At 71.4% G+C, this 25396-nt stretch carries 27 protein-coding genes; 19 read left to right on the plus strand and 8 right to left on the minus strand.

Going from position 1 to position 25396, the window contains the following annotated elements:
- Positions 1-88: 88 nt before the first annotated feature.
- The 3 genes from FLX07_RS10420 to FLX07_RS10430 all read left to right on the plus strand — a co-directional run bounded on the left by FLX07_RS10420 (position 89) and on the right by FLX07_RS10430 (position 4728).
- Positions 89-751 (plus strand): DsbA family oxidoreductase, encoded by a 663-nt coding sequence (locus FLX07_RS10420; RefSeq protein WP_142570031.1) that lies wholly within the window; start codon positions 89-91, stop codon positions 749-751.
- A gap of 94 nt (positions 752-845) precedes the next feature.
- Positions 846-2891: a hydantoinase/oxoprolinase family protein gene (locus tag FLX07_RS10425; RefSeq protein ID WP_142570033.1), complete on the plus strand. Its 2046-nt coding sequence runs from the start codon at positions 846-848 to the stop codon at positions 2889-2891.
- Positions 2881-4728 carry a hydantoinase B/oxoprolinase family protein gene (locus tag FLX07_RS10430; RefSeq protein WP_142570035.1) on the plus strand — a complete coding sequence of 616 codons (1848 nt, stop codon included), beginning with the start codon at positions 2881-2883 and terminating at the stop codon, positions 4726-4728. Before FLX07_RS10425 ends, FLX07_RS10430 begins: the two co-directional genes overlap by 11 nt.
- 53 nt (positions 4729-4781) lie before the next feature.
- On the opposite strand, the gene FLX07_RS10435 is transcribed toward FLX07_RS10430, so the two are convergent.
- Positions 4782-5072: a hypothetical protein gene (locus FLX07_RS10435; RefSeq protein WP_142570037.1), complete on the minus strand. Its 291-nt coding sequence runs from the start codon at positions 5070-5072 to the stop codon at positions 4782-4784.
- A gap of 237 nt (positions 5073-5309) precedes the next feature.
- Here FLX07_RS10435 and FLX07_RS36390 point away from each other — a divergent pair, with 237 nt between their 5' ends.
- The 3 genes from FLX07_RS36390 to FLX07_RS10445 all read left to right on the plus strand — a co-directional run bounded on the left by FLX07_RS36390 (position 5310) and on the right by FLX07_RS10445 (position 8292).
- Positions 5310-5465, plus strand: a complete 156-nt coding sequence (locus FLX07_RS36390; RefSeq protein WP_167748191.1) for a hypothetical protein — start codon at positions 5310-5312, stop codon at positions 5463-5465.
- Between the two features lie 161 nt (positions 5466-5626).
- On the plus strand, positions 5627-6793 hold the full coding sequence (locus FLX07_RS10440; RefSeq protein ID WP_142570039.1) for a CaiB/BaiF CoA transferase family protein: 1167 nt from the start codon (positions 5627-5629) through the stop codon (positions 6791-6793).
- Positions 6790-8292 carry a carboxyl transferase domain-containing protein gene (locus FLX07_RS10445; protein WP_142570041.1) on the plus strand — a complete coding sequence of 501 codons (1503 nt, stop codon included), beginning with the start codon at positions 6790-6792 and terminating at the stop codon, positions 8290-8292. The genes FLX07_RS10440 and FLX07_RS10445 overlap by 4 nt, the downstream gene beginning before the upstream one ends.
- An 80-nt stretch (positions 8293-8372) precedes the next feature.
- On the opposite strand, the gene FLX07_RS10450 is transcribed toward FLX07_RS10445, so the two are convergent.
- The 5 genes from FLX07_RS10450 to FLX07_RS10470 are packed head-to-tail and all read right to left on the minus strand — an operon-like array spanning position 8373 to position 11246.
- Complete coding sequence (locus FLX07_RS10450; protein WP_142570043.1) at positions 8373-8819, minus strand: hypothetical protein; 447 nt, start codon at positions 8817-8819, stop codon at positions 8373-8375.
- Positions 8816-9274, minus strand: coding sequence for a hypothetical protein (locus FLX07_RS10455; RefSeq protein ID WP_223853259.1), 459 nt, complete (start codon positions 9272-9274; stop codon positions 8816-8818). Before FLX07_RS10455 ends, FLX07_RS10450 begins: the two co-directional genes overlap by 4 nt.
- 10 nt (positions 9275-9284) lie before the next feature.
- Positions 9285-10076, minus strand: a complete 792-nt coding sequence (locus FLX07_RS10460) for a carbon-nitrogen hydrolase family protein (RefSeq protein ID WP_142570045.1) — start codon at positions 10074-10076, stop codon at positions 9285-9287.
- Entirely contained in the window at positions 10006-11043 is a 1038-nt protein-coding gene (locus tag FLX07_RS10465; RefSeq protein ID WP_142570047.1) for a DUF418 domain-containing protein, read from the minus strand. The genes FLX07_RS10460 and FLX07_RS10465 overlap by 71 nt, the downstream gene beginning before the upstream one ends.
- A 2-nt stretch (positions 11044-11045) precedes the next feature.
- A complete protein-coding gene (locus FLX07_RS10470) occupies positions 11046-11246 on the minus strand; it encodes a hypothetical protein (protein ID WP_142570049.1) in 201 nt (66 codons plus the stop codon).
- A 146-nt stretch (positions 11247-11392) separates the two neighbouring features.
- Here FLX07_RS10470 and FLX07_RS10475 point away from each other — a divergent pair, with 146 nt between their 5' ends.
- The gene (locus FLX07_RS10475) at positions 11393-12277 is read left to right on the plus strand and encodes an alpha/beta fold hydrolase (protein ID WP_142570051.1); all 885 of its coding nucleotides are present in this window, start codon (positions 11393-11395) and stop codon (positions 12275-12277) included.
- Positions 12278-12300: 23 nt separating this feature from the next.
- Here the strand turns inward: FLX07_RS10475 and FLX07_RS10480 are convergent, their stop codons facing one another.
- Positions 12301-14442: a tetratricopeptide repeat protein gene (locus FLX07_RS10480; RefSeq protein WP_142570053.1), complete on the minus strand. Its 2142-nt coding sequence runs from the start codon at positions 14440-14442 to the stop codon at positions 12301-12303.
- 579 nt (positions 14443-15021) lie between these two features.
- On the opposite strand from FLX07_RS10480, the gene FLX07_RS10485 reads away from it, so the two are divergent.
- The 3 genes from FLX07_RS10485 to FLX07_RS10495 all read left to right on the plus strand — a co-directional run bounded on the left by FLX07_RS10485 (position 15022) and on the right by FLX07_RS10495 (position 16845).
- Positions 15022-16197 (plus strand): pyridoxal phosphate-dependent aminotransferase, encoded by a 1176-nt coding sequence (locus tag FLX07_RS10485; protein WP_142570055.1) that lies wholly within the window; start codon positions 15022-15024, stop codon positions 16195-16197.
- 64 nt (positions 16198-16261) lie between these two features.
- On the plus strand, positions 16262-16465 hold the full coding sequence (locus FLX07_RS10490) for a type II toxin-antitoxin system TacA family antitoxin (protein WP_223853260.1): 204 nt from the start codon (positions 16262-16264) through the stop codon (positions 16463-16465).
- Positions 16462-16845 (plus strand): type II toxin-antitoxin system death-on-curing family toxin, encoded by a 384-nt coding sequence (locus tag FLX07_RS10495; protein ID WP_142570057.1) that lies wholly within the window; start codon positions 16462-16464, stop codon positions 16843-16845. The genes FLX07_RS10490 and FLX07_RS10495 overlap by 4 nt, the downstream gene beginning before the upstream one ends.
- Here the strand turns inward: FLX07_RS10495 and FLX07_RS10500 are convergent.
- Positions 16829-17470 (minus strand): TMEM175 family protein, encoded by a 642-nt coding sequence (locus tag FLX07_RS10500; RefSeq protein ID WP_167748192.1) that lies wholly within the window; start codon positions 17468-17470, stop codon positions 16829-16831. The two genes, FLX07_RS10495 and FLX07_RS10500, sit on opposite strands and share 17 nt — an antisense overlap.
- A gap of 227 nt (positions 17471-17697) precedes the next feature.
- On the opposite strand from FLX07_RS10500, the gene FLX07_RS10505 reads away from it, so the two are divergent.
- The 9 genes from FLX07_RS10505 (at position 17698) to FLX07_RS10545 (ending at position 25355) form a co-directional block, all read left to right on the plus strand.
- Entirely contained in the window at positions 17698-18633 is a 936-nt protein-coding gene (locus FLX07_RS10505) for a carbamate kinase (RefSeq protein WP_229689666.1), read from the plus strand.
- Positions 18633-19739 (plus strand): barbiturase, encoded by a 1107-nt coding sequence (gene bar, locus FLX07_RS10510; RefSeq protein WP_142570062.1) that lies wholly within the window; start codon positions 18633-18635, stop codon positions 19737-19739. The genes FLX07_RS10505 and bar overlap by 1 nt, the downstream gene beginning before the upstream one ends.
- Before the next feature lie 36 nt (positions 19740-19775).
- On the plus strand, positions 19776-20363 hold the full coding sequence (locus FLX07_RS10515; RefSeq protein ID WP_142570064.1) for an SseB family protein: 588 nt from the start codon (positions 19776-19778) through the stop codon (positions 20361-20363).
- Positions 20364-20532: 169 nt separating this feature from the next.
- Positions 20533-21243, plus strand: a complete 711-nt coding sequence (locus FLX07_RS10520; RefSeq protein WP_167748193.1) for a prepilin peptidase — start codon at positions 20533-20535, stop codon at positions 21241-21243.
- A gap of 93 nt (positions 21244-21336) precedes the next feature.
- A complete protein-coding gene (gene aroC, locus FLX07_RS10525; RefSeq protein ID WP_142570068.1) occupies positions 21337-22515 on the plus strand; it encodes a chorismate synthase in 1179 nt (392 codons plus the stop codon).
- Between the two features lie 14 nt (positions 22516-22529).
- Complete coding sequence (locus tag FLX07_RS10530; RefSeq protein ID WP_142570070.1) at positions 22530-23042, plus strand: shikimate kinase; 513 nt, start codon at positions 22530-22532, stop codon at positions 23040-23042.
- Positions 23039-24115, plus strand: a complete 1077-nt coding sequence (gene aroB, locus FLX07_RS10535; protein WP_142570072.1) for a 3-dehydroquinate synthase — start codon at positions 23039-23041, stop codon at positions 24113-24115. The genes FLX07_RS10530 and aroB overlap by 4 nt, the downstream gene beginning before the upstream one ends.
- On the plus strand, positions 24112-24546 hold the full coding sequence (gene aroQ / locus FLX07_RS10540; RefSeq protein WP_142570074.1) for a type II 3-dehydroquinate dehydratase: 435 nt from the start codon (positions 24112-24114) through the stop codon (positions 24544-24546). Before aroB ends, aroQ begins: the two co-directional genes overlap by 4 nt.
- 14 nt (positions 24547-24560) lie before the next feature.
- Positions 24561-25355, plus strand: a complete 795-nt coding sequence (locus FLX07_RS10545; RefSeq protein WP_142570076.1) for an SGNH/GDSL hydrolase family protein — start codon at positions 24561-24563, stop codon at positions 25353-25355.
- Positions 25356-25396: the final 41 nt, after the last annotated feature.

Below are 25396 nucleotides of genomic sequence, written 5' to 3' on the forward strand. Positions count from 1 at the left end.
TATACGGATGCGAGTCGGAACCTGGCAAGACCACGGACGCCGCCGGTGCCGGGGAATCGGCCGTCGGTGCCGCTGGTTGGGATATGTCGTGAAAATCGAGATCTTCTCCGATGTCGTATGTCCCTGGTGCTACATCGGTCACCACCGTCTCCGGGAGGCCGTGCGCCTATACGAGGGGGACATCGAGGTCGCCCATCGCCCGTTCCAGCTCGACCCGGACGGGGTCTCCGGCGGTGAGCCGTTGGTGCGCGCGCTGGAGCGCAAGTTCGGCGGCGCCGCCCAGGTGGCGCAGATGACCGGACACGTCACGGGAGTGGCGGCGCAGGACGGGCTGGAGCTCCGCTTCGACCGGGCGGTCGCCGCCAACACGTTCGAGGCGCATCGGCTGATCCGGCTGGCCGGCCGCGCGGGGCGCGACGGGGACATGGCCGACCGGCTCTTCCGGGCGCACTTCACCGAGGGCCTCGACGTCGGCGACCCCGCCGCGCTGGCCGCCCTGGCCGCCGAGACGGGAGTCGAGGACACGGGTGACGGGGCGGACGAGGTGCGCGCGGAACTGTCCCGCGCCCGTGCGCTCGGCGTCCGCGCCGTCCCGCTGTTCCTGTTCGAGGAGAAGTACGCCGTCTCGGGCGCGCAGCCCGTCGAGACGCTCGTGGCCGCCCTGCGGGAGGTCGAGGCGCGTACGGCCGAGGAGAGGGCCGTGGGCGTGCCCGCCGGTGAGGACTGCGACGACGGCACCTGCGCGGTGTAGGTGACCAGTCCGGGCAGGGTCTGACGACAGGACGTCGATTCTTCGGCAGAGTGCGCCGGTTCTTCCGATCGGCGGCGATCGGTAAACACGGAGCATGTCCAGCGTCCGCATCGGGGTCGACACAGGCGGCACCTTCACCGACGTCGTGCTCCTCGACGAGGAGTCCGGCCGGATCGTCACGACCAAGACTCCCTCGACTCCTGCCAACCCGGCCGAGGGGTTCATGGCAGGCGTTCACAAGGTGCTCGAGGCCCACGCGGGGTCCCGCGCCCTCGACGCCGTGTCCGCCCTCGTCCACGGCACCACCGTCGCCACCAACCAGTTGCTGGAGGACCGCCCGGACGGCACGTCTCACCTGGGCTTCGTCACCACGGAGGGCTTCGGGTCCGTCCTGGAGATCGCCCGGCAGAGCGTGCCGGACGGGTACGGCAACTCCTACTTCTGGGTCAAGCCGCCGCGGATCGTGCCCGTCCACCGGGTGCGGACCGTCGGCGGACGGCTCGACCACCTCGGCCGTGAGGTTCGGCCGTTCGACGAGGAGCAGGCCGCGGACGTCGCGCGGTGGTTCAGGGAGCGGGGCGTCACCGCGATCGGGGTGTGCTTCCTGCACTCCTACGCCAACCCCGGGCACGAACGGCGGATGCGCGAGGTGCTGGAGCGCGAGCACCCCGAGGCCGTCGTGTCGCTGTCGAGCGACGTGCTGCGCGAGTACCGGGAGTACGAGCGATCGGTGACCACGCTGGTGGACGCCGCGGTCAAACCGATCATGCGGCGGTACATCGAGAACCTGTCGGAGCGGCTCGGACGGCCGTTCTCCGTCATGAAGAGCAACGGCGGCGTGCTGTCGGCGGCCGAGGTGGTGCACCAGCCGATCACGACCGTGCTGTCCGGCCCGGCCGCGGGGGCGCTCGGCGCGGCGCTGATCGCGGGGACCGCCGGGCATCCGAGCGCCATCACCCTCGACGGCGGCGGCACCTCGACCGACGTGGCCGTCGTGGTGAACGGAGAGCCGTCGCTGACGACCGAGGGCGGCATCGGCCGCTACCCGTGCAAGATCCCGATGATCGACATCGTCACGGTCGGGGCGGGCGGCGGATCCATCGCCTGGATCTCCCCCGAGGGGACGCTGAAGGCCGGCCCGAGGTCGGCGGGCGCGGACCCCGGGCCGATCTGCTACGGCAGGGGCGGCACCGAGGTGACGGTGACCGACGCGCACGTCTTCCTCGGGCGGGTGCCCCCGCATCTGCTCGGCGGCGAGATCTCCCTCGACGTCGCCGCCGCGCGGGCGGGCGTCGAGGCGCTGGCGAACCGTCTGGGGCTGAGCCCGGAACGCTGCGCCACCGGGATCCTGGAGATCAGCGCGTTCAACCAGTCGAACGCGATCAGGCAGATCACGGTCCAGCGCGGCCTCGACGTGCGGGACTTCCCGATGGTTGCCTTCGGCGGATCCGGGCCGCTGCTGGCCTGCCGCCTCATCGACATCCTCGGGCTGCCGGCCGTGATCGTCCCGCCCGATCCCGGGAACGTCTCCGCGTTCGGCCTGCTCACGGTCGACGTGAAGAACGACTACGTGCGCACGCACGTCGCCCGCGCCCCCTCCCCTGAGACGGTCGGCGAGATCCTCGCCGACCTGGAGGCCCAGGCGGCGGACGCGCTCGACCGCGAGGGATTCGCCGAGCACGTGTACGCGCGCAGCGCCGACCTGCGTTACTACGGCCAGGCGTACGAGGTGCGGGTGCCGGCCCCCGACGGCCCGGTGGACGAGGCGTGGCTCGCCGTGATCGCCGAGCGGTTCCACGCCGAGCACGAGAGGCTCTACGGGTACGGCTACCGCGACGACCCCCGCCACGTCGTCGAGTGGGTCAACCTCCGGGTGTCCGGCATCGGCCCGATCACCCGGCCGAAGATCGCGCCCAGGCCCCGCCAGGAGCACGAGCCGAGCCCGGTCGCGACCCGCGACGTGTACTACGAGCAGTGGGGCCGCACCGTCATCTACCGCCGTGCCGACCTCGGTGCGGGAGCCGTGGTGCGCGGCCCGGCCGTGATCGAGGAGTACGGCTCGACCCTGCCGGTGCACCCCGGCTTCACGGTGACCATGGACGACTACGGCAACCTCGTGGTGGTGAGCGATGACCGATAGGAACGTCGACCCGGTGCTCGTGGAGATCGTGGAGGGCACGCTCGCCTCGGTGGAGATGGAGGTGGAGACCGCGATCGCCCGCACCGCCCGGTCGCCGATGATCCGCGACGCCCACGACTTCCGCGCGGGCATCCACGACGCGCGGTTGCGCAAGCTGACCGGGCGCTCCTATTCGGCGCTGGTGCAGCCGATCGTCCGCGACTTCCCGATCGGCGCCATGCGGCCCGGCGACGTCTTCTTCCACAACGACGTCTACCTCTCCGAGGGCGGCATCGGCCACCTGCCCGACCTGTGCGTGACGGTGCCGGTCTTCCACGGGGGCGACGTCGTCGCGTTCGTCCAGGCGTTCGGCCACCACGACGACATCGGCGGCGCGGTGCCGGGATCGATGCCGTCGCACGCGCGCAGCGCGTTCGAGGAGGGCCTGATGGTCCCGCCCATCAAGCTGTGGGACCAGGGAGTGCCCAACCGCGCCGCGCTCACCATCATGACGCGCAACTCCCGGATGCCCGACTCCCTGGCCGGGGACCTCGACGCCGAGTGCTCGGCCTGCCTCATGGGGGCCCGGCGGCTCGGCGAGCTGTTCGACCGGTACGGCCGGGAGGCGGTCGAGGCGTGCTTCGACGCGATCGTCGGCAAGACGACCGAGACGTTCCGCCGCGAACTGCTCGCGAAGATCCCCGAGGGTGTGCACATCTGGGAGGACTACGCCGAACACGACGGCGTGGACGAGCCGCGCCTGCACGCCCAGCGGATCACGCTCACCGTGGACCACGCGGCGGACACCCCGCTGACCATCGACTTCACCGGCACCTCGCCCCAGGCCAAGGGACCGATCAACCACGCGGGCGACTACGCCGACGGCGTCTTCCTGAAGAAGTGGCTGGCGCCGATCCTGCGCAACCTCGCCGACACCCCCGAGCGGATGGCCGAGCTTGACGTCAACGAGGGCGTCGTGCCGCTGATCAAGATGGTCTTCCCGGAGAAGGGCACCCTGCTGACGCCGATCTTCCCCGCGCCCACCAACGCCCGTACGTTCGTGATCCTGCGCCTGCTCGGCGTCCTGGCCGGCGTGCTGGCCAAGGCGACCGGCGGCCGGATGCCGGCCGACCAGGAGACCATCCGCTACACCGGCGTGTACGGCGAGTCGGACGACGGGCCCTACCTCATGCGCGAGGTGCTCGGCGGCGGCTCGGGCGGGCGCTGGTACGCCGACGGGGAGGACACCATCCACGTGGTGCCCGACAGCCGCAACATCCCGGTGGAGTTCGCCGAGGCGCGCTGGCCGTTCCGGGTCGAGCGGCTGGGCCTGGCCGTGGACAGCGGCGGGCCGGGGGAGTTCCGCGGCGGCCTCGGCTACGACAAGCACATCCGCATGCTGCGGGACGCCTCCTTCATGTCGATCGCCGATCGCTCGATCCTGTCGTGCTGGGGCGTCAACGGCGGCCGGGCGGGCCGTCCCTTCCAGGTCACCGTGGACGGCGTGGAGATGGAGGGCCTGGTCGACGACTTCCCCGTACGCGCCGGGCAGGTCATCCGCATCCGCACGACCGGCGGAGGCGGCTGGGGCTCGCCGTACGACCGGCCCGCGGAGAGGGTGGCCGCCGACGTCCGCGACGGGAAGGTGTCGATCGAGGGCGCGCGCGAGGACTACGGCGTCGTGCTGGCCGCCTCACGCGAGGCCGGAGCCGTCGACGAGGTCGTCGTGGACGCGGAGGCGACCGAGCGCCTGCGGGAGCGGCTGCGCGAGACGCGTCCCGCCGCCTTCTTCGACCGCGGCCCCGGTTACCCCAAACTCTCCGGCGGCCTCCCGCACGCGGAGGTCGACACCCTCTAAAGCGCGCCGCCGGGGTGGCGCCCGGGTGGGGCCACCTTCCCCCCGCCTCGGCCTCAGCCGCTCACCGCCGCGGAACGGGAGACCTTCGCGGGTGTGGTGCGCAGTTCCGCCTCGAGTTCCGCGATCACGTGGTGGACGGCGCTCCTCAGCCGTGCCCGGCGGCCGTTGAGCTCCTCGGCGAAGGCGCGAGCCGCTGGGCCCACCCATACCGGCTCACCGCCGAACTGGGCGCAGGCCCGGTCCAGGGCCGTCTCCAGGACGTGAACGTGCTCCCGAACCGTCTCGAGCGCGGCCCGCAGGTCGTCGTACTTCGGGTTCGGCACCAGGTCGTCGTCCGTGGGCACGTTTCCGGCTCCCGTTTTCTGTGGCAGTGGAGAAAGGTGGTCGTGCCGTACGTCCGGAGACAGCGGCCCCGTGCCTGGTGCATCCGATCCCACGTCTCGCCCCCAGGTCACGTACCGGCACCGCACGTCCTCCCCGGTTTTCACCGTACCGCCCTGCCTGCTCCCGGCACCGGTGATTGGCGGCGGTGTCCGTGGGTAGCCGTCCAGTGACGGCATAAATGGGATGGTGAGTCATAAATGTCATCTATCGTGCAGCGCATCCGGGACTACCTGCAGAGCCCCAAGGGCCGGGAGAACGTGGAGAAGGTCAAGACCAAGGCGCGTGATCCGCACAACCAGCAGCGGCTGCGGCGGCTGATGGACCAGTGGCGCGGCCATCGCACGCATCGCTGACACAGCCCCGGGCAGGGGCGGCGGCCCGGGAACCCCGGGCCGTACGGGCGGTAGACCGCCGGGGGCGCGGACCGGGGCTGTCGTGACGGCGGGGTGACCTGGCAGGCTTGCCGGTGGAGACCGACGGACGTTCTCCTCACCGACCTCCGTGGAGGCTGGCCGTGCAGGGACCTCTCAGCGGCATCGTCGTCCTCGATCTGTCCCGGGCCCTCGCCGGGCCGCACTGCGCGCAGATGCTCGGCGACCTGGGCGCCCACGTGATCAAGGTGGAGCACCCGGCGGGGGACGAGTCGCGCGGATGGGGCCCGCCCTTCGTCGGCCCGGATCATGACATTTCCACGTACTTCCTCGCGGCCAACCGCAACAAGCGGTCGATCGCGGTGGACATGAAGTCCGAAGAGGGCCGTGACCTAATCGAGCGGCTCGTACGGCAGAGCGACGTGCTGGTGGAGAACTTCCGCACCGGCGTGCTCGACCGCCTCGGGTTCTCCACCGAGCGCCTGCAGGCGCTCAATCCCCGGCTGGTGATCCTGTCCATCACCGGGTTCGGCCACGACGGTCCCGAGGGCGGCCGGCCGGGCTACGACCAGATCGCCCAGGGGGAGGCCGGGCTGATGTCGCTGACCGGGCCGTCGCCCGACGAGCCGTACCGTGTCGGAGCCTCGATCGCCGACCTGCTCGCGGGCATCCACGGCGCCTACGGCGTGGTCGCGGCGCTGTACGAGCGCGAGCGCACCGGCCGCGGGACGGTCGTCAGGACGTCGCTGCTGGCGTCGGTCGTGGGTGTGCACTCCTACCACGGCACCGCCTGGACCGTCGGCGGCGCGGTGCCGAAGGCGGGCGGCAACCACCACGCCTCCATCGCCCCGTACGGCGCCTTCCGCTGCGCCGACGGCATGATCCAGATCGCGGTGGCCAGCGACGGGCAGTGGCGCAAGGTCGCCCAGCTACTGGACATCGATCCAGAAATATCGAAATATGCGACAAACAGGGAGAGGTTCGCTCACCGGGAAGAGCTGATCGCCGAGATGGAGAAGGCGCTGGCGGTGCACGACCGCGAGCACTGGCTCGCGGCGCTGCGGGAGATCGGCGTGCCCGCGGGCGCGATCCGGTCGATCGACGAGGTCTACGCCTGGGACCAGGTGCGGTCGCAGGGCCTGATCGTCACCGTCGACCATCCGGTCCTGGGCGAGATCGAGCTGCCCGGCCCACCGCTGCGGTTCGACGGCCGAGCCTCGGACGACGGGCACGTCGTGCCTCCCGGCCTGGGCCAGGACGACGACGCCGTGCTCGACTGGCTGGCCGAGCGGGAGCGGCGCTCGCCATGAACGAAGGCGGCACGGGCCGGCCGGACGCGCGGACGCTGATCGCGCGGGTACTCGATCCGCACTCGTGGAAGTCGTGGGACGAGCCTCCGCGGGACCGGGCCGCTCCCGGGTCGGACTACGCCGCCGAACTCGCCCGCGTCCGGGCCAGGACGGGATACGACGAGTCGGTCGTCACGGGTGAGGGCACGCTCGACGGACGCCGGGTGGCCGTCGCCGCCTGCGAGTTCTCCTTTCTGGCCGGCTCGATCGGGGTGGCGGCCGCCGAGCGGCTCGTCCGGGCCGTCGAACGGGCCACCGCCGAGCGCCTGCCGCTGCTCGCCGCCCCCGCCAGCGGGGGCACCCGCATGCAGGAGGGCGCACTGGCCTTCACCCAGATAATCAAGATCACCGCGGCGGTCGCCGCCCACCGCGCCGCCGGCCTGCCGTACGTCGTCTATCTGCGCCATCCCACGACGGGCGGGGTGCTCGCGTCGTGGGGCTCGCTCGGGCATGTGACGGCCGCCGAGCCGGGCGCGCTCATCGGCTTCCTCGGGCCTCGGGTGTTCGAGTCGCTGCACGGCTACCCGTTCCCCCAGGGAGTCCAGGTCGCGGAGAACCTGCACGCCCTCGGGCTGGTCGACGCCGTGGTCTCGGCCGGGGACGCGCGGGAGGTCGCCGTCCGGGCGCTGACCGTGCTCTGCGCCCCGCGCGCGGGGCTGGATCCCGGCCCGGAACCCGAGGAGGCGGACGAACCGGTACCGGCGTGGGAGGCCGTCACCCGCTCGCGCCGCGACGACCGCCCCGGCGTGCGCGAGCTGCTCAGATACGGCGCGCGGGACGTGACCCCGCTGCGCGGCACCGGCACGGGGGAGCGCGACCCCGGCCTCCTGCTGGCGCTGGCCAGATTCGGCGCCGCGCCCGCCGTCGTCCTCGGTCAGGACCGGCGGCGGCAGCGGGCGGGCAGCCCGCTCGGCCCGGCAGGGCTGCGGGTGGCCAGGCGCGGCATGCGCCTGGCGGGCGAACTGCGCCTGCCGCTGGTCACGGTCGTCGACACCAGTGGGGGGGAGCTGTCGAAGGCGGCCGAGGAGGGCGGCCTGGCCGCCGAGATCGCCCGCTGCCTGGCCGACCTCGTCATGCTCGACGCGCCGACCGTGTGCCTGCTGCTGGGGGAGGGCGCCGGCGGCACCGCGCTGGCCCTGCTCCCGGCCGACCGGGTCGTCTGCGCGCAGCACGCCTGGCTGTCGCCGCTCCCGCCGGAGGGCGCGTCGGCGTTGCTGTACCGGACCGTCGACTTCGCCCCGGAGATCGCCGCCGCACAGGGCGTACGCGCCGCCGACCTGCGGCGGGACGGCATCGTGGACAGGATCGTGCCGGAACGGCCGGACGCGGCGTACGAGCCGGAGGAGTTCTGCCGCAGGGTCGGCCGCACGCTCGGACACGAGATCGCGGGGCTGCTGGACCGCCCGGAGGGGGAGCGGACGGCGGCCCGCTTCGCCCGCTACCGGTCGCTCGGCTCCTGAACCGGCCGCCTCAGCACACCCGCCCACCGGCCCCGGCGTCGATCGCCGGGCTCCCGAGAACCCGCCTCGGCCCGGGTCCCTCAGGGACCCTCGTGACCGTCCGCCCGGTCAGCGGTGAGCGGCACAGGGACGCGCTCCACCCGGATCGCGTGGACCTCGTCGCGGGGCACGACCACCTCGTACGCGCCGTGGTCCACCAGCCAGTATCCGAGCGCCTCGGCCTTCAGGCCGTTGTGGCCGGTGTAGGCGATGTGCAGGCCGCCCTCCCCGCCGTCGCCGCCGTCGTCCTCGTCCAGCACGAGGCACGGCTCGCCGCCGAACGCCCCGACCGTGCGCAGCAGGGTCAGCCGCTCCAGCGCGGCCCGGCCCACCCGCAGCCGCCAGTAGCCGCCCGCGGCGGTGAACCCCTCCTGCGGCGTCTCGCTGAACAGCACCACGTCGTCACCGCCCGGCCCGACCGCGGCGGCGTAGTCCCGGTCGCGGTAGCGGGCGACGAATCCCAGGCCGACCGGCTCGATCTCGCTCATCGCGCGGGCCGCCAGGTCAGGCCGTCGTACCCGGCGAAGGGATGCTCTCCGGCCGGGGCGAGGTGGACGATCTCCGCACCCGCGGGGATCGGCATGGGCATCGTGTGGAACTGCGGCACCACCTGCTCGCGCGAGGCGGTGAACCCGTTCCCGGTGAAGGGGGGTGCATCGCTCCAATCACCGCCCATGTGCGGGCCGTACGGGACGACGTAGGTGTCGATCTCCCGCGCGTCCCAGCGCATGATGTACAGCTCGGGCACGTCCGGCGTCAGCTCCGATCCGTCGAAGCACAGGTCGAGGGCCTCGACGAGCGCGGCGGGGGTGGTGAGGCGGTCGCAGTCCTGCACGCGGTACACGTAGCCGGAGATGATCGTGCGACGGCCCGACAGGTACGGCACGAGCAGCCGCGGCGGAACCACCTTCTGCATCCGCGTCCTGCGTCCCGGCTCGCTCATGGGGCCAAGTTTACGATCTGTGGACTCCGAGCCGGCGGTGTTCGAGCGAGGGGAGGGTGGCGCGCGCGGTCTCGGTCCACGCCGTGTCGATCTCCGCGATCAGCACGCCGGGGCCCGTGCCCAGGTCATGCCGGGCGACGCCCATCGGATCGACGAGCATGCTGCGGCCCACACCGAACCCGTCCGGTATGGCGGGATTAGGCGCTTGACCGACGGCGATGGTCCAGGTGGTGTTCTCGATCGCCCTGGCCCTGACGAGGGTCGTCCAGTGCTCCTCCTTCAGCGGCCCCGAGCCCCAGGCGGCGATCACCGCGAACGTGTCCGCGCCCTGGTCGACCAGCGCGCGGGCCAGCTCGGGGAAGCGGACGTCGTAGCAGGTGATCAGGCCGATCCTGAGCCCGGCCAGCTCCACGACCGCCGGCGCGTCCCCCGGCGCGACCAGCTTCGACTCCTTCGCGCCGAAGGAGTCGAACAGGTGGATCTTCCGGTAGGCCGCGGCGAGCGAGCCGTCCTCCCGCAGGGCGACGGCCGTGTTCCAGACCCTGCCGTCCGCGGCGGGCTCGAAGACGCCGGCGATGACGGCCGTGCCGTGCTCGCGCGCGGCCTCGGCCAGGCCGGTGACGAACGGGCCGTCCAGCGGCTGGGCCGTCTCGACGACCCCCGGGCCGAACCGGGTGAGCGTCGCCTCGGGGAAGACGGCGAGGTCCGCCTCCGGCGCCCGCGCGAGGGCTTCACGCACGGTCGAGAGGTTGGTCTCCGGGTCGTGGTCGACGGGGATCTGGCACAGCGCTACGCGGGTCACGGATCACAGTCTGCCCGGTCGCCGCCACGCTCCACCAGGTGCCCCGGGAGGTGCCCCACCATGTGAGGGCGCGCCACACCCACTCCAGCGGGCCGTACCGGTGGCGGGCGAGCCACCATCTGCAGAAGACCGCCTGCGCGGCGACGGTGACGACGGCGAGCACCACGACGGCGGCCCCCGTGTCGTCGGCCTTCAGGAGCGGCATCACCGCCACGATCACGGTCGTGCCCGTCACGTAGTTGGTCAGCGTCATCCGGCCCAGCGCCTCGAACACCGCCGTATGGCGGGCGACCAGCAGGAACGCCGTCGCGTACGCCACCGCGCCGCACAGCGCGGCCGCCTGGTAGACCCCGCCGCCGGGCGGCGCGTGGTTCCACCACCAGGTCAGCCCGGCCGCGAGCAGGGCCGCCGCCCCGCACACCACGCCGAGCAACGGCCCGCCGCCCAGGCCGTCAGCCCCGCCGACGCGCCCGGCCCCCCGCTTCCCTTCCGCATCCGGGGCGGCGGCCAGGCCGAGCAGGAACAGCGCGGTGATCAGCACGTACGGATGGGGGTCGAACACGGCGGCGACCAGGACGCCGCAGCCCACCAGCAGCACGGCCGCCCGGGGCAGGAGGCTCGCCGGAAGCAGGACGACCACCCCCAGCAGCGCGTACGGCAGCAGCACCTCGCCGGGATCGATCAGGATGTGCGCCGCGCCCAGCGCCGCTAGCACGGCCAGCCGCCGCAGCATGACGAGCCGCGGACGCCGCGTGCGCAGCCGCGCGGAGCGCAGGAACAGTGCGAAGGACAACCCGAACAGGAACGCGAACATCGGGTAGAAGCGGCTCTGGAACAGGTTCTCCATCACCCAGTCCAGCGAGGTCGGCCCCTGCCGCACCCTCTGCTGCCAGGCGTTGACCAGCATGATCCCGCACACGGCGAACCCGCGCAGCGCGTCGACCCGCCGGATCCTGCCTGTCGCCACGCTTACCCGTCCCTTCGTGAACCGGGCGGCCAGAGCACCAGCACCCGCATCTCCCGCTCGCGGGCGTGCGAGACGACGTCGGCCGTGCCGCCGAACCCGCGGGCCGGCAGCCCGTCCCAGACGGCGAACAGCTCGTCCGCCCGCTCCAGCATGAAGACCGAGGCGGCCATGAACGCCACCGGCTCCGGCCGTTCGAACGGCATTGAAGATAACCCGCCAAGAGGGATCGCTCCAGGGTCCGTACGGCGAAAGATGTCGTCGTTCGGGGCCGCCGGGCCCTTTTCACGTCTTACCGGTTCGGAGGATGCTGGCCCTGGAATCCTTCAACAGGCGACGCGGAGGCACGGCGTTGACGGACGGGGTGTGGTCGGCGGATGGTGGGCGGCGCCTCGTCGTCGCGCAGCGGGGAAAGAGTGACGGAGGCAGGCCGGTGTTCCTGCTCCACGGGACGCCCGGCAGCCGGATCGGCCCTCTTCCACGGGAAGATCTGCTCCATCGGCTCGGCGTGCGCCTCATCACCTACGACCGCCCGGGATACGGCGACTCCGACCGGCACGAAGGCCGCAGCGTGGGGGACGTCGCCGCGGACGTGGCCGCGATCGCGGATCACCTCGGCCTGGACCGCTTCGCGGTGGTGGGCCGCTCCGGCGGCGGGCCGCACGCGCTCGCCTGCGCCGCACTTATCCCCCAGCAGGTGACCCGGGCCGCGGTCCTCGTCGGACTCGCCCCCCGGGATGCGGAGGGCCTCGACTGGTTCGACGGCATGGCCGAGAGCAACATCGCGGAGTACAGAACCGCCATGCAGGGACAGGCACGCCTCGCGGCGCGGCTCGGCCCGACCGCCGACGAGATCCGCGAGGACCCCGTACGGCTCGTGGACGCCCTCTACGACGAGCTGCCGGAGTCGGACAGAAGCGTGATCGCGGACCCCGGCATCCGGACGATGCTGGTGCAGAGCTACGCGGAGGCTGTGCGGAACTCCGCGTACGGCTGGATCGACGACGCCATGGCCTTCTGCTCACCGTGGGGGTTCGACCCCGCCGACATCAGGGTGCCCACTCTTCTGTGGCACGGCGAAGACGACGTGTTCTCCCCGGTCAGCCACTCCCGTTGGCTGGGCAGGCGGATACCCACCGCCACGGTGCGGATCCAGCGGGGCGCGGCGCACTTCCACGCCTTACATGTGCTGCCCGACGTGCTGGGCTGGCTCGCCAGGGAGGGACGGGCCGCCTGATCCGCCCGCCGTCCCGCCCGACCCTATGAGGAGCCATTCCCATCGTCCAGCCGGTGACGGTCTGCCAGGCATTCCCGCACCCCATTCTCGGCTGCGGTGAAGGTTGGGTGATCTTCGCCTATGGCCTGACGAGCCAGTCTCAAGGACTCTTCGTACAGTTGGAGGGCAGAATTCGTGTCGCCGAGCAGGCGCATGACACGAGCGAGGTTGTTCATGGAGACAATGCTCGCTGGATGTGTCTCGCCCAGTACCTTGCGTCGGAGCGCGAGGACCTTCTGGTGGAGCGCATGTGCCTCTTCAAGATCTCCGCGCGCACGCGATACCTCCGCGAGGTTGTTCATCCAGACGAGATTGTCGGGATGCTCCTCTCCCAACAGCTCGCTTCCGACTCTTACTACCTCTGTGGCAAGAGTATGGGCAGTGGAGAGGTCGTGAAGACGGCGGCACACCTTGCCGAGGTTGTTCATTGCCATGAGAGTGTGGACGTTGTGTTCACCGAGTGTGCGAAGCCGTGTGGAAACGACTTGCTCGCACATGTGCCTCGCATGGGGAAGGCACTCGTCCTGCTCCATGAGGACACCGCCCAGATCATTCATCGTCTGGATTGTGTCCGGATGATCCTCTCCGTGGTTACGGCGGTGAACAGAAAGTATTTGTTCGTAGAGGTCTTTCGCCTCGCTCAGATTTCCGAGTCCGTTGGTGACCTGGGCGAGACAGCTCGTCAGGCGCAGCAGACGTGGGTCCGTGTCGGAGAGCACCTCTTGGCCGAGTCGCCGAGCTCGGCGGCACAACTCTTCGGCCACCGCGTAGTCGCCGCCTCGGAACAGCCGAATGCCGAGCTCGCCGAACAGCTGTGCGGCAAGAATCCTCTCCTCTTTGAGAAGGGCCACTTCTTCGTTCGCCAGGTGGGTCCAGACCTTGTCGGCATGGGGAAGCAGGGTGGCGGCACGGCTCCAACCGTCCGGGTCCCGCTCGTTCACCTGCACGCCCGCCCACAGGAGAGCCAAAGCGGCCTTCGCCCAGCGTGAGGCGCTCCAGGACGAGGACGGGTCCCTTCTCGGTGGAAATACCGTTCGCAGGGTGCGCGACCATCGAAACCTGCGGTCTCCATCGGCCGTGATCCTGTCGCGGAGCACGTCTGAGATCAGCTGGTGAACGCGGATGTGCTCGGCGGTCGCCGAGGTGAGAAGTGAGGCCTGCAGGAGCGCCGCGATGATCTCATCGAGGCCTACGACATCGGCACAGGCGTGCGCGAGCGCGCGAGGTAGCACGGACGGATTCATCGTGGGCAGGTCTCGAGGGATCTCCGCGGGCGCCATGAAGGCGAGAACACGAAGGAGTTGCATGGCTGCGGGATCGCGTCGCCCGATCCAGTCGAAGGAAAGCTCGAGAGTCGCCTCCACACTGACGCGATTATGAACTGAGCCCTGCCGGAGCAGGCGCGCCCGACTGGAGTCGTAGCGTTGCAGGTAATCGCGGAGGCCGATGCCGGAGTCACGGCAGTATGCACCCGCCTGCTCCAGCGCGAGGGGCAGGCCCCCAAGCCTCGTCGCCAGTTCCGCGGAAGAGCCCTGGTCGGTGTCTCCGACGCGGTTGCGTAAGAACCGGGCGGCCTCCTCCTGAGGAAACGTCTGTAGGAGCAGCGTTTCTGCGCGACGATCGAATTGGGGGTTCCTGGACGTTATGAGGACCTGCCCGCCTGACGTGACGGGTATCAGGTCCAGCAGGTCCTCGCCGGTCTTGGCGTCGTCGAATATGAGTAGCCATCCCTCCCGCTCGCTCAGCAGCTCCACAACCTTCTTGGCTGTGGACTCGGCGGTGGTGGAGGGCAGATTCAGCTGGCCGCCCAGCTCCGCCAGGGAAGAGATCACCGACGTTCGGCTACCCGCGGAGATCCGCCATCCCAGAGTGACGGAGGAACGCCGGCGGTGCGCATAAGCGAGAGCGAGCTGCGTTTTTCCAACGCCTCCCATGCCGCTCAACAGAAGCGCTCGGCCACTTCCGCGCATCAGTATCGTCCCGATCCTGCGAAACTCCGCCCTGCGATTGCTGAATTCCTTGACGGGTGCCGGGATATTCCATATCTGAGCGTCGGCGTTCGGGACGAACGTAACTGGGGCAGGTACGTGTTCGGTAGAGGTGCCGTGCCGCGTGCGCAACTCCATCACCAGTACGGGAATCGCGAGCAATATGCAGACAGGCCACGCCAGCCAAAGGTGCGATCGCCAGGAATCGGGAAGAGCATTCGAGGCGACGTTGGTCGTCGTCGGCAGCAGAACGACTGCGATGACCGATGTAGTCAGTACCCAAGAGGCCCGACGACGTGGCAAGAGCGGCTCCTTCGAACGCTCTCCCCGAAGGCGGTCCCGCCGCCTTCTTGACAGATTACTCGTAGGAGGTGCCTGTGACTACGTCGTCGGGATGCGAAAGGTAATGGATCCGGCGGCGCCGGCGGCCGAGTCTGGAGTCGGCCCCCGACCGAATGGGGCGAGTCAAACAGTCGGACTGGATGACGACGTGCATTCTTTTGCATCGTCGGCCCTCCGGCAGCTCCTCCACTGTCATGTCGGCGCAGTTCTTTGGCGCCCGCGGCGGGGAGAGGCATGGTAGCAGGATTGCCGCGTCGCGCGCGGCTATGCCCTAATGAGTCACGGAGTGGACCGGGAAGTGTTGTCCCGTCGTCTGCATTCTGCTGGCCGGGCTTGCTTAGTGTGCATATAGAAGGTTTCGGATAGGCTGGAGGCGTGAGCGAGCCGCTGGTGCGGCGGATGCGGGAGTTCGGCACGACCGTGTTCGCCACGATGACGAAGCTGGCCGTGGAGACGGGCTCGATCAACCTGGGCCAGGGCTTCCCGGACACCGACGGGCCGGAGCGCATGCTGGAGCGCGCGGTCGAGGCCGTGCGCAGCGGTCTCAACCAGTACCCGCCCGGACCGGGCCTTCCAGAGCTGCGGCAGGCGGTCGCCGAGCACCGCAAGCAGTGGTACGGCCTCTCCTACGACCCGGACGGCGAGGTCCTCGTCACCGTCGGCGCCACCGAGGCCATCGCCGCGGCGATCCTCGCGCTCTGCGAACCGGGCGACGAGGTGGTCGTCTTCGAGCCCTACTACGACTCCTACGCCGCGGCCGTCGCGCTCGCGGGAGCCGTGCGCCGGGCGGTCACGCTGCGTGTCGACGGGGGGCGGTTCACCTTCGACCCCGCCGAGCTGGAGGCCGCGATCACGCCCCGCACCCGCGCGATCCTGGTGAACTCGCCGCACAACCCGACGGGGACCGTGTTCACCCGCGAGGAGCTGGAGTGCGTCGCCCGGATCTGCCTGGAGCACGACCTGATCGCGGTGACCGACGAGGTCTACGAGCACCTCGCCTTCGACGGCGTCGAGCACGTTCCGCTCGCCACGCTGCCCGGCATGCGCGAGCGCACGGTCATGATTTCCTCCGCGGGCAAGACCTTCAGCGTCACCGGCTGGAAGACCGGCTGGGTGTGCGCTCCGGAGCCGCTCGCGGGCGCCGTGCAGGCGGTCAAGCAGTTCCTCACCTTCACCGCGAACGCCCCCTGGCAGGCCGCGGTCGCGTACGCCCTGCGGGAAGAAATGGAGTGGGTCGCGGCCCAGCAGGCGGCCCTGCAGTCCAAGCGGGACCGCCTCGTGACGGGTCTGACGGAGGCCGGCTTCGACGTGCTCCGGCCGGCCGGCACCTATTTCGTGCAGACCGACATTCGGCCGCTCGGCTTCGACGACGGTCTGGAGCTGGCCCGGCGGCTGCCCGAGCTGGCTGGGGTGGTGGCCATCCCGACCCAGGTCTTCTACGACCACCCCGCACGGGGCCGTCACTACCTGCGCTTCGCCTTCTGCAAGCGGGACGAGGTCATCGCCGAGGCGGTGACACGCCTCCGCCGCCTCGGCGGCGGTCAGGCGTGATCGCGACCGGCTGCCGGCTCTCGGCCGACGGTATCGGCGTGACACCGCTCCGTAGGATGACGGCATGGCCATGACGCTTCGCCTGACCGATGAGCAGACCGAGGCCCTCCGGCGGTGCGCCGAGAGGGAAGGCCGGAGCATGCGGCAGATCGCCTTGGACGCGATCGACGACTACCTCACCCGCGTCGCCGACGACGAGTACACCGACATTTTGGCCGAGAAGGGGGCCCAGCGTTTCGCGGACCTTCTGCGCAGGCTGGGAGAATGATCCGCTACATCAGCTGTGAGCAGGGGCTGCGCATCGCCCGCCACGCGACGGGAGCGCCGATCGAGGTTCGTGACATCGGGCTCTTCGAGGCGGCGCTGCTTCGTCCTCAGACGTCGTTGTTCGGGCGGGACGCCTACCCGGATCTGCCGACCAAGGCCGCGGCCATCCTGCACTCGATCCTCTCCAACCACCCGTTCGTGGACGGCAACAAGCGAGCGGGCTGGCTCACGACGTACGTCTTCTGTGCGAAGAACGGAGTGGAGATCGAGCCGCAGGACGACGACGCCGCCTACGATTTCGTGATCGCGGTGGCGTCGGGGAAGCTCACCGAGGTCGGCGAGATCGCGGACGTGTTGCGCGGCTTCACCGCCGCATCCTGAGCACACGGATCGTGCCGCCGGCGACGAGCGGGGTCGCCAGCCACAGGAAGGGCACCGCGGTGACCGCCCACGCGCTCGCCACGGCGGTCAGCAGCCAGTAGATCCCGATGGCCCAGTAGACGCAGGCGTTGCCGCGCAGGCGGCGCAGGTCGGCGTCCGGCTGGTGCAGGCGCTGCGCCAGCACCAGAGTGAACAGCGCGCCTTGACACAGCAGCAGGACGGCCTCGCTGCCGGCGAACAGGCCGGTCGCCAGGGCCCTGCCCTCCGCCTCGCCCGGCAGGGCGTCGGCGTTGGCCTCGCCGAAGACCGACGTCGTATACGGCAGCACGGCCACGAAGAACAGCAGCGGGATGTGCAGCAGGAGCATCGACTGGGACGCCCGCTCGATCTGGTCGAACAGCGTGTGATGGGCCCGCCAGGCGAACCAGAGCATGAGAAAGGCGATGGCGAAGGCCATGAAGGAGCCGAAGTGATCGCCGAAGAACGCCCCCAGCCGCCGGAAGTCCTCGCTCTCCGGGCGGGGGAGTTCCAGGGCGAGCAGCGTGATGGCGATCGCGAAGATCGCGTCGGTGAAGACACCGACGCGTTCGTGCGTGAGCCCGGGACGCACCTGAGGCGTGGCCATGCGGATCTCCATAAGAGGGGGGCAGTGGCGAGCATTCTGGCAGAAGTCGCCTCAGATGTGAGCCGGTCGGGCGACGGGACGCTCTTGCGCCAGGACCCCGGGGGAGGCGGTCCTGCCGCTCGGTGCCGAACGCATGTGCCGAGCTTGGTGAAATCTGCCCATGGATGCGGCAGGGGTGGGCGAGACTCGCCAATGAAGGCCCCGATGGGGCTGGATAGTTTCCGGATGTGGGCGGACGCGTACTGATCGCACTGGGCGGCAACGCCATGACGGCTCCCGACGGGAGCGCGTCTCCGGCCGACCAGCAGCGGGCGATCGGCGAGGCGATGGCCAGCGTGGCGGCTCTGAGCAGGGCCGGGCACGAGGTGGTGCTCACCCACGGCAACGGCCCCCAGGTCGGCAATCTCCTGCTGAAGAACCAGCTCGCCGCCCACGTCGTGCCGCCGGTGCCGCTCGACTGGTGCGTGGCCCAGACGCAGGGCACGATCGGCACGCTCGTCATGAACGCCCTGCAGCGCGAGCTGGGGCACGCCCGGGTGGCGGCGATCGTCACCCGCACGCTCGTGGACCCGGCCGATCCCGCGTTCCAGGACCCCGTCAAGCCGATCGGGCGGTACTTCGGAGAGGACGAGGCACGCCGATTCGAGCAGCACGGCCAGGTTTGGCGGCGCTTCGACCGCGGATGGCGACGGGTGGTCGCCTCGCCGCGGCCCGTGGAGATCCTGGACGCCCCCGCGGCCGTCGCGCTCATCGACGCCGGATTCACCGTCGTCGCGGCGGGGGGCGGGGGAGTGCCGGTCGTGCGCGGGGCGGACGGCACGCCGGCCGGAATCGAGGCCGTGATCGACAAGGATCTCGCCGCCGCGGCGCTGGCGGTCGCCGTCGGCGCCACCGACCTCGTGATCGCGACCGACGTGCCGTACGCCGCCGTCGACTTCGGCACGCCTCGCGCCCGCCCCATCGGAGAGATCGACGTGGCCGCCCTGCGCGGGCTGCAGGCGGCCGGTCACTTCGCCGGAGGCAGCATGGGGCCCAAGGTCGAGGCCGCCCTGTGCTTCGCCGAGGAGACCGGGGGACGGGCCGTGATCACCTCGCTGCACCACATCGGTGCCGCGCTGTCAGGAAATATCGGTACGAGGGTGTACAGAGGGGTGGAGAGATAGTGCCGGATCCGATCGAGGTACGGAAGGTCCCCATCGAGAGAGTCACCGACGCCTCCGGGCTGGCGAGGCTGATCGACGACGGTGTGATCGAGGCCGACCGCGTGCTTGCCGTGATCGGCAAGACCGAGGGCAACGGCGGCGTGAACGACTACACGCGGATCCTGGCCGACCGGGCCTTCCGCGAGGTGCTCATGGCCAAGGGCACGCGCACCGCCGAGGAGGTCGCGCAGGTGCCCCTGGTGTGGTCGGGCGGCACCGACGGCGTGCTCAGCCCGCACGCGACGGTCTTCGCGACCGTCGATCCGGCCACGGCCGTACGGACCGACGAGCCGCGGGTGAGCGTCGGCGTGGCGATGAGCGAGGTGATCCTCCCCGAGGACGTCGGCAGGCCCGCCATGGTCGAGAAGGTGGCCGCCGGGGTGCGCGAGGCGATGAAGATCGCCGGCATCGACGACCCGGCCGACGTGCACTACGTGCAGACCAAGACGCCGCTGCTCACGTTGTCCACGATCACCGACGCCAAGGAGCGCGGCCGGACGGTGGTCACCGAGGACACGCTGAAGTCGATGGACATCTCCAACTCCACCACGGCGCTCGGCATCGCGGTCGCGCTCGGGGAGATCGAGACGCCCTCGGCCGAGCAGATCCACAAGGACCTGTCGCTCTACTCGTCGGTCGCCTCGTGCTCCAGCGGCGTCGAGCTCGACCGGGCGCAGATCGTCGTGGTGGGCAACGTACGCGGGATCGGCGGGCGCTACCGCGCCGGACACTCGGTCATGAAGGACGCCCTGGACACCGGCGGGATCTGGGAGGCCATCCGCGGCGCGGGCGTCGACCTGCCGGAGCGCCCGCACCCGGACGATCTCGGCGACCGGCTGGTGAACCTGTTCATCAAGTGCGAGGCCGACCCGTCGGGCCGGGTACGCGGGCGGCGCAACATCATGCTCGACGACTCCGACGTCCACTGGCACCGCCAGATCAAGGCGACCGTCGGCGGGGTGGCGGCGAGCGTGACCGGCGACCCGGCCGTGTTCGTCTCCGTGGCGGCGGTGCACCAGGGGCCGTCCGGCGGAGGGCCCGTGATCGCCATCGCCGACCTGGGCTGACGCCTCCGGCGCGGCCTTTGGGTAGGGTCGGGAGACGTGCCATCGATTCCGCAGCCCCTGCGCCCCGACGACGACGGCGGCACCGACACGTCCGTCGCGTCGGCGCTGTCGGCGTTCCAGGCCGGCACGGCGACGGCGGCCGACGTCCTGACGGCGCTCGCCGGGACGAGGCTGCTGGTGCCCGTGGTCGCGCTGCTCACCGAGTCGGAAGTGGGGGAGCACGGCCTGCGCCAGGAGAAGGAGAGCGAGATGGCCCTCCCGAAACTGGTCGGCAAGGACGGTCGTGAGGCCGTGCTCGCCTTCACCGGGACCGAGCCGATGCGCAGGTGGCGGGCGGACGCCCGGCCGGTGCAGGCCACGGCCCCGCAGGTCTGCCAGGCGGCGCGGCACGAGAGTGCCGCCGCCGTGGTGGTGGACGTGGCCGGTCCGGTCCCGTTCGTGATCGAGGGCGGCATGCTGCAGGCCCTCGCCACGGTGGAGGAGGCCAAGAGGGACGCCTCCGCCGTGGACCGCCTCGCCCGCGAGGTGCCGGGCGCCACGGTGGCCCGTCTGGGGACCGCCGACCGCCCGGGGGACACGGAGGACAGGCGCCGGGGCCGCTGGTGGAGCCGCCGCCGCGCCTGAGCGGCCTCGGCCGCCTGGCCGTTCACACGGACGCGGTCGCTGAACAGCAAACGCGGTGGTCGACCGGAACGCGGTGGTCGACCGGACGCGGTGGTCCACAGGAGCTCGGTCGTCCACAGGGAAGCCGCACCCCGGCTCTCGGCGGCGCGCGGGCGTTAGTGTCGGCCACGTGTCCGTCGTCGTCCTCGCCACCGCCGTCCTCGGCCTGATCGCCGGCGCGTACGCGCGGGCGGCCGCCGCCGGCTTCGACGCGGAGCCGGACGACCGGCGGGAGAGCCGCCGCGAGAGCCGCCGCGGAGAGGTGCGGAGGGCTCTGGCGGCGGCCGCCCGCACCGTGCCGCTGCCCCGCCCGCCGTACGGGGTCGAGGTCGCGACCGCGCTCGCCGCGGCGCTGGTGGCCTGGCGCGTCCACGACGGCTGGGTGCTCGCCGCGTGGCTGTACGCCGTGGTCGCGGGGTCCGCGCTCGCGGAGATCGACCGGAGGACCTGGCGGCTGCCCGACGCGATCACCCTGCCGTCGTATCCGATCGTGCTGGCGCTGCTCATGCCGTCGGGCCGCCTGCTGCCCGCGTTGGCGTCGGGCTGCGCGCTCGGCGCCGTCTACGCCGCGCTGTGGTTCGCCCGCCCCGCGGGCCTCGGGCTCGGCGACGTCAAGCTGGCCGGGCTGATCGGCCTGCTCACCGGCGCGCTCGGCGTGCAGGCCACGGTCGTCGCCGGGATGGCGGGCCAGGTCCTCGGCGCGCTGTACGCCGTGGGGCTGCTCCTGGCCCGCAGAGCCACCCGCACGTCCGAGTTCCCGTTCGGCCCGTTCATGCTCGCGGGGGCGCTCGTCGCAGTGGCCTTTCCCGGGGCCCTTCCCTGGGACTTTACGGGTGGGTAGCACGCGCGGTTTCCCGGCCAGGGGGGATCGGCGTACGGTCATGGGGGTGTCAGGGGGACGCCGCAGTCGGGCGCACATGGAAGACTTGTCACCATGCTGCGCTGGTTGACTGCCGGGGAGTCACACGGCCCCGAGCTTCTCGCGATCCTGGAAGGCCTGCCCGCCGGGGTGGAGGTGACCACCGCCGACCTCGCTGAGGCACTGCGCCGCCGCCGTCTCGGATACGGCCGCGGAGCGCGGATGAAGTTCGAGCAGGACGAGGTGACGATCTCCGGCGGCGTACGGCACGGCCGCACGCTCGGCTCGCCCGTCGCGGTCCGCATCGGCAACACCGAGTGGCCGAAGTGGGAGACCGTGATGGCGGCCGACCCGGTGGACCCGGCGACGCTGGAGGGCCAGGCGCGCAACGCGCCGCGGTCGCGGCCCCGCCCCGGCCACGCGGACCTCGCCGGCATGCAGAAATACGGCTTCGACGACGCGCGGCCGGTCCTCGACCGCGCCAGCGCCCGGGAGACCGCCGCCCGGGTGGCGCTCGGCCAGGTCGCCCGCGCCTTCCTCAAGCAGGCCCTCGGCGTCGACATCGTCAGCCACGTGGTCTCGATCGGCGAGGCCGTCGCGCCCCGCGACGTGCTCCCCGGCCCCGGCGACATGGAGGCGGTGGACGCCGATCCGGTGCGCTGCGTCGACCCGGCCGCCAGCGCGGCGATGGTCGCCGAGATCGACAAGGCGCACAAGGACGGCGACACCCTCGGCGGCGTGGTCGAGGTCGTCGCCTACGGCCTGCCGCCGGGCCTCGGCAGCTACACCCACTGGGACCGCCGTCTCGACTCCCGCCTCGCCGGGGCGCTCATGGGCATCCAGGCGATCAAGGGGGTCGCGGTCGGCGACGGCTTCGAGACCGCCCGCCGCCCGGGCTCGCGGGCCCACGACGAGATCGAGAACACTCCCGAGGGCGTGCGCCGGCTGACCAACCGGGCCGGCGGCGTCGAGGGCGGCATGACCAACGGCGAGCCGCTGCGGGTCAGCGCCGCGATGAAGCCGATCTCCACCGTGCCCCGCGCGCTCGCCACGGTCGACGTGCTGACCGGCGAACCGGCCACGGCGCACCACGAGCGCTCGGACGTCTGCGCGGTCCCGGCCGCCGCGATCGTCGCCGAGGCGATGGTGGCGCTGGTGCTCGCGGACGCCGCCGTCGAGAAGTTCGGCGGCGACTCCGTCGAAGAGGTCGCGCGCAACCTGTCGGGCTACCTGTCGTCCCTGGTCATCAAGTAATAGGGTTTGTGATCATGCAATCGGCGCCCCAAGGCCCCGCCGCGGTCCTCATCGGCCCGCCCGGCTCGGGCAAGTCCACCGTCGGACGGCTCCTCGCGGACCGCCTCGGCCTGCCGTTCCGCGACACCGACGCCGACGTCGAGGCCGTCGCCGGCAAGACCGTCAGCGACGTGTTCGTGGAGGACGGCGAGGAGAGGTTCCGCGAGCTGGAGGCGCAGGCCGTGCGCGACGCGCTGGAGACGCACCCCGGCGTGCTCGCGCTCGGCGGCGGCGCGATCCTGCACGAGCACACCCGGAAGCTGCTGTCCGGCCACCGGGTCGTGTACCTCCAGGTCGGGCTCGACCAGGCGGTCAAGCGGGTCGGCCTCGCCTCGGCCCGCCCGCTGCTGGTGCTGAACCCGCGCAGCCGGCTCAGGCAGCTGATGGAGCAGCGCCGTCCGATGTACGAGGGCCTCGCCGCGATCACCGTCGCCACCGACGGCCGCGAGCCCGAGGACGTGGTGACCGAGATCGAGGCGGCGCTGTGACGCCGGCACGCATCACCGTGCGCGGCGAGAATCCGTACGACGTGGTCGTCGGCACCGATGTGCTGCCGGAGCTGCCGGGTCTGCTGGACGCGAAGGTGCGCACGGTGGCCGTGATCCACCCCGCTGGGCTGCCCGAGATCGCCAGACCGGTGCGCGAGACCCTGGAGGGCGCCGGATTCGAGGTCGTCGCCCTGCCCGTGCCGGACGGCGAGGAGGCCAAGTCCGTCCACGTCGCGGCCGAGCTGTGGTCGGCGTTCGGCCGGTACGGCATCACCCGTTCCGACGCGGTCGTCGGCGTCGGCGGCGGGGCGACCACCGACCTGGCCGGGTTCGTGGCCGCGACGTGGCTGCGCGGCGTCCAGGCCGTGCAGGTGCCGACCACGCTGCTGGCGATGGTGGACGCGGCGGTCGGCGGCAAGACCGGCATCAACACCCCCGAGGGCAAGAACCTGGTCGGGTCCTTCCACCCGCCGAAGGGCGTGCTGTGCGACCTGGCCACGCTGGCGAGCGTGCCGCGCGAGGACTACGTCGCCGGCCTCGCCGAGATCATCAAGGGCGGGTTCATCGCCGACCCCACGATCCTCATGCTGATCGAGGACGACCCCGCCGGGGCCCGCACCCCCGAGGGCGAGCACACCCGTGAGCTGGTCGAGCGCAAGATCCAGGTGAAGGCCGACGTCGTCGGTGCCGACCTGCGCGAAAGCGGCCTGCGGGAGATCCTCAACTACGGCCACACCCTCGCCCACGCCGTCGAGCGGGTCGAGGACTACCGCATCAGGCACGGCGAGGCCGTGGCCATCGGACTGGTCTACGCCGCCGAGCTGTCCCGGCTCGACGGCCGCGTCGGCCGCGACGTCGTGGACCGCACGCGCTCGATCCTGGAGTCGGTCGGGCTGCCCACCTCCTACCGCGCCGACGCCTGGCCGCGGCTGCGTGAGCACATGCGTGTGGACAAGAAGGCCAGGGGAGCGGTGCTGCGGTTCGTCGTGCTCGACGACGTCGGCAGGCCCGCCCGGCTGGAGAACCCCTCGGAGGAACTGCTCGAAGCCGCGTACCGGGAGGTCGCCCGATGAGGCAGGTGCTCGTCCTGAACGGGCCCAACCTGGGCCGTCTCGGCAGCCGGGAGCCCGACGTCTACGGCGCGCAGACCTTTGACGACCTAGCGGCCCTGTGCCGCGAGATCGGCCGCGAGCTGGGCCTGTCGGTGGAGGTCAGGCAGACCGACGACGAGGCCGAGCTGGTGAGCTGGATCCACGAGGCGGCCGACAGCAGGACCCCCGTGGTCCTCAACCCCGCCGCCTTCACCCACTATTCGTACGCGTTGCGCGACGCGATCGCGCAGCGTACGGCTCCGCTGGTCGAGGTGCACATCTCCAACCCGAACGCGCGGGAGGAGTTCCGCCACACCTCGGTCGTGGCGGCGGTGGCCACCGGGACGATCGCGGGGTTCGGCATGCGGTCGTACGAGCTCGCGCTGCGCGCGATCGCCGACATGGACGAGTGACGAAAGAAGAAATCATGCACTACCGGTCGTATGTGGCGGTCGGCGACAGCTTCACCGAGGGACTCAACGACCCCCTCGTGGGCGCGCCCCCTCCGGTGCCGGGGGAGGTGGTCCGTTACCGGGGCTGGGCCGACCGGGTCGCCGAGCGGCTCGCCTTACTCGAACCGGACTTCCGCTACGCCAACCTCGCGGTGCGGGGGAAGCTGATCGACCAGATCGTCGCCGACCAGGTGCCCGCGGCCGTCGGGCTGAGGCCCGACCTCATCAGCTTCTGCGCGGGCGGCAACGACCTCATCCGCCCCGGCGCCGACCCCGACCAGATGGCCAAGAAGCTGGCCGCCGCCGTACGCGACCTGCGGGCCTCCGGCGCCGACGTCGTGCTGTTCACCGGGACCGATCCCCGGGACACCCCGATCATGCGCCGCGTGCGCGGCAAGTTCGCGATCTTCTTCATGCACGTCCGCTCGATCGCCGACCTGTACGGCTGTCACCTGGTGGACATGTGGTCGATGCAGGGGCTGCGGGACTGGCGGGCCTGGAGCGGCGACCGGCTGCACATGAACGCCGAGGGCCACCGCCTGGTCGCGGCACGGGTGCTGCATGTGCTGGGCGTGCCGACCGAGGACGACTGGCGCAAGACCTGGCCGCCCCGCGAGCAGGTGGACCCGAGGGCCAAGCGCCGTGAGGACGTGCAGTGGCTCAGGGAGCACTTCGGCCCGTGGATCGGGCGGCGCGTTCGCGGCACGTCATCCGGCGACGGCCTCGCCCCCAAGCGGCCCGAGCTCGGCCCGCTGCCTCCTGCTCTCTGACCCTGCGCCCTCTCCCTGAACCTGCTTTCTGACCCTGCTTT

This window comes from Microbispora bryophytorum (assembly GCF_006874465.1).
GTDB classification, from domain to species: domain Bacteria; phylum Actinomycetota; class Actinomycetes; order Streptosporangiales; family Streptosporangiaceae; genus Microbispora; species Microbispora bryophytorum.

Bases quoted from the DNA above. Each gene is read 5' to 3' on its own strand.
- FLX07_RS10425 (WP_142570033.1), top strand. From the start codon at position 846: ATGTCCAGCGTCCGCATCGGGGTCGACACAGGCGGCACCTTCACCGAC.
- FLX07_RS10430 (WP_142570035.1), top strand. From the start codon at position 2,881: ATGACCGATAGGAACGTCGACCCGGTGCTCGTGGAGATCGTGGAGGGC.
- FLX07_RS36390 (WP_167748191.1), top strand. From the start codon at position 5,310: ATGTCATCTATCGTGCAGCGCATCCGGGACTACCTGCAGAGCCCCAAG.
- FLX07_RS10445 (WP_142570041.1), top strand. From the start codon at position 6,790: ATGAACGAAGGCGGCACGGGCCGGCCGGACGCGCGGACGCTGATCGCG.
- FLX07_RS10450 (WP_142570043.1), bottom strand. From the start codon at position 8,819: ATGAGCGAGATCGAGCCGGTCGGCCTGGGATTCGTCGCCCGCTACCGC.
- FLX07_RS10455 (WP_223853259.1), bottom strand. From the start codon at position 9,274: ATGAGCGAGCCGGGACGCAGGACGCGGATGCAGAAGGTGGTTCCGCCG.
- FLX07_RS10470 (WP_142570049.1), bottom strand. From the start codon at position 11,246: ATGCCGTTCGAACGGCCGGAGCCGGTGGCGTTCATGGCCGCCTCGGTC.
- FLX07_RS10480 (WP_142570053.1), bottom strand. From the start codon at position 14,442: ATGGAGTTGCGCACGCGGCACGGCACCTCTACCGAACACGTACCTGCC.
- FLX07_RS10490 (WP_223853260.1), top strand. From the start codon at position 16,262: ATGGCCATGACGCTTCGCCTGACCGATGAGCAGACCGAGGCCCTCCGG.
- FLX07_RS10495 (WP_142570057.1), top strand. From the start codon at position 16,462: ATGATCCGCTACATCAGCTGTGAGCAGGGGCTGCGCATCGCCCGCCAC.
- FLX07_RS10500 (WP_167748192.1), bottom strand. From the start codon at position 17,470: ATGGCCACGCCTCAGGTGCGTCCCGGGCTCACGCACGAACGCGTCGGT.
- aroC (WP_142570068.1), top strand. From the start codon at position 21,337: ATGCTGCGCTGGTTGACTGCCGGGGAGTCACACGGCCCCGAGCTTCTC.
- FLX07_RS10530 (WP_142570070.1), top strand. From the start codon at position 22,530: ATGCAATCGGCGCCCCAAGGCCCCGCCGCGGTCCTCATCGGCCCGCCC.
- aroQ (WP_142570074.1), top strand. From the start codon at position 24,112: ATGAGGCAGGTGCTCGTCCTGAACGGGCCCAACCTGGGCCGTCTCGGC.
- FLX07_RS10545 (WP_142570076.1), top strand. From the start codon at position 24,561: ATGCACTACCGGTCGTATGTGGCGGTCGGCGACAGCTTCACCGAGGGA.